Consider the following 2163-nt stretch of genomic DNA (forward strand, 5'->3'; position numbering starts at 1 on the left):
ATGTTCGCGATCTCACCCTGCCATCCAATTGCATAAATTTGAAAGAAGAAATCGTCCTCGTGTAATCATCCCCTATTCTAGAGGCATTCCCAAATAGAGTTCTCCGAATTAAACTGGATAAAACGGAGAACGCTGATGAAAAAATCACGATATACAGAAACTCATATCGTCAAGATCCTGAAGGAAGTTGAAGCCGGTAGATTGGTGAAAGAGGTTTGCCGCGAGTATGGCATCTCTGACGCCACCTATTACAACTGGAAATCAAAATACGGAGGTATGGAAGCCTCTGATGTGAAACGACTGAAAGAACTTGAAGACGAAAACCGTCGTCTTAAACAGATGTTTGCTGAACTCAGTTTGGATCACAAAATTCTCAAGGATATTGTCGAAAAAAAGCTGTAAAACCAGCCATTCGACGAGAGTTAGTAGATTACGCGAAGTACTCTCACTGCATCAGTCTCCGTAGAGCTTGTCGAATCGTTGGTATTAGTGATTCAGTTTACCGTTATCAACCTGACAAGCATCGTAATGATGCTGTTATTGCTGCGTTGCAGGATGCTGTTGAACGTTATCCTGCTTATGGTTTTAGTCAGCTATTCAAAATACTAAAACGCTGGGGACATCGCTGGAATCACAAGCGCGTACACCGTATCTACTGTGATCTCAAACTGAATAAACGCCGTCGAGGTAAGAAGCGTTTACCGACTCGCAACCCTGAACCTCTCCGTGTGCCAGCAAGCATTAATCAATGTTGGTCGATGGACTTTATGAGTGATTCACTTATGTGCGGAAGACGTTTTAGAACCTTTAATGTTATCGATGACTTTAATCGAGAAGTGTTGGCGATTGAGATTGACCTGAATTTACCCGCTCCTCGAGTGGTAAGAGTATTAGAGCGGATTGTTGCTTGGCGTGGTTACCCAAACAAGCTACGGATGGATAACGGGCCTGAATTCATATCGTCTACGTTAGCTGAATGGGCAGAGCAGCATCAAATCCAACTAGAGTTCATCAACCCCAGCACACCAACGCAGAACTCATATGTTGAACGATTCAATCGAACTTACCGCGACGAAATACTCAATATGTATGTCTTCAAAACTCTGAATGAAGTACGAGAACTGACAGAAAAATGGTTCATTGAATACAACGATGAACGACCACATAGTGCGTTAAATGATCTGATGCCATGGGAATACCAGGCTAAGTCAGAACACTTGGAAAACTCTAATTTAGGATGCCACTAAAAATGGGATGTTTACACACCCCTGCCTAGCCGCTAACGGTGGGCATTGCAGTTGGCAGCCAAAATCATACTGCTCAACATACTCAACTTCAGCTAGTTATTTTGCTCTGTACTTTTCTTGATAGTAAGCAACTAATTCAAAAAGCTTTTCCTTAGCTTTCATATCTTCAATCCACACCCTCAATATTAAGCCAATATTGCATCAATCAATTCACACTACGCCATCTCATGACTCCAAATATGCTACCAGCCTCTCAGCATACAACTCATACACCTCTCGCCACTCATCCAACCAATTATGCTTGTTGTACACGGCCAGTACACCGCCTAACTCATGGCCAAGCATCTTCTCAACAACGTGGGGCATTACACCAAGCTCAGAGGCACCGGTAGATAGTGATCGCCTGAAGTCATGGGTTCCGGCAGGCTTGCGCGTATACGGCGTATATAACGGTTTGCAGCTGAAATAGTAATTGATGTATTGAGGTATTGCTCTGGGAATAACACGTCATCGTAGGTTTCCATCACGCGATCTAGTATGGCTCGGGCTTTGGTGGGGATTGGGCGTCGGATAGGTTTATTGGTTTTGCTGAGTTCTTTGGGGACGGTCCAGATACCCGCTTTCATATCAAAGTGGGAACGGCGGGCAAGGCGCAGCTCAGAAAGCCAGTTACCCCATAGTATAGTGAGTTAGTGAAGAGTTTTGTTGGAGGTGCTAGCGCGGCTACGTTCAATAGCTAGCCAGATTTGGGGCTTATCTTCACTAATCGATCTAGCCGAAGTATCTACTCCAATGTCATAGTCGTTTCAACATTGCGCTGAGTGAAACGCACAGGGCATAACTTGAACTGGATTTCGGCAAGATTCCCCCAATTCCTTCATGATTTTAGGTTTGCGCCTTGCCTCTTTCTGCCATG

General features: G+C 44.3%; 2 protein-coding genes. One reads left to right on the forward strand and one right to left on the reverse strand.

Annotated elements, in window-relative coordinates; all coding sequences use genetic code 11:
- Nucleotides 1-135 precede the first annotated feature (135 nt).
- A protein-coding gene (locus ABT58_RS23080) for an IS3 family transposase (RefSeq protein WP_373300235.1) occupies nucleotides 136-1247 on the forward strand; the annotation gives its coding sequence in 2 pieces (ribosomal slippage) (nucleotides 136-388 and nucleotides 388-1247; 1113 coding nt in all).
- 225 nt (nucleotides 1248-1472) lie between these two features.
- Here the strand turns inward: ABT58_RS23080 and ABT58_RS24435 are convergent.
- Entirely contained in the window at nucleotides 1473-1613 is a 141-nt protein-coding gene (locus tag ABT58_RS24435; protein ID WP_229821763.1) for an integrase, read from the reverse strand.
- Nucleotides 1614-2163: the final 550 nt, after the last annotated feature.

Source organism: Photobacterium aphoticum, assembly GCF_001029435.1.
In the GTDB taxonomy this organism is placed as follows: Bacteria; Pseudomonadota; Gammaproteobacteria; order Enterobacterales; family Vibrionaceae; genus Photobacterium; species Photobacterium aphoticum.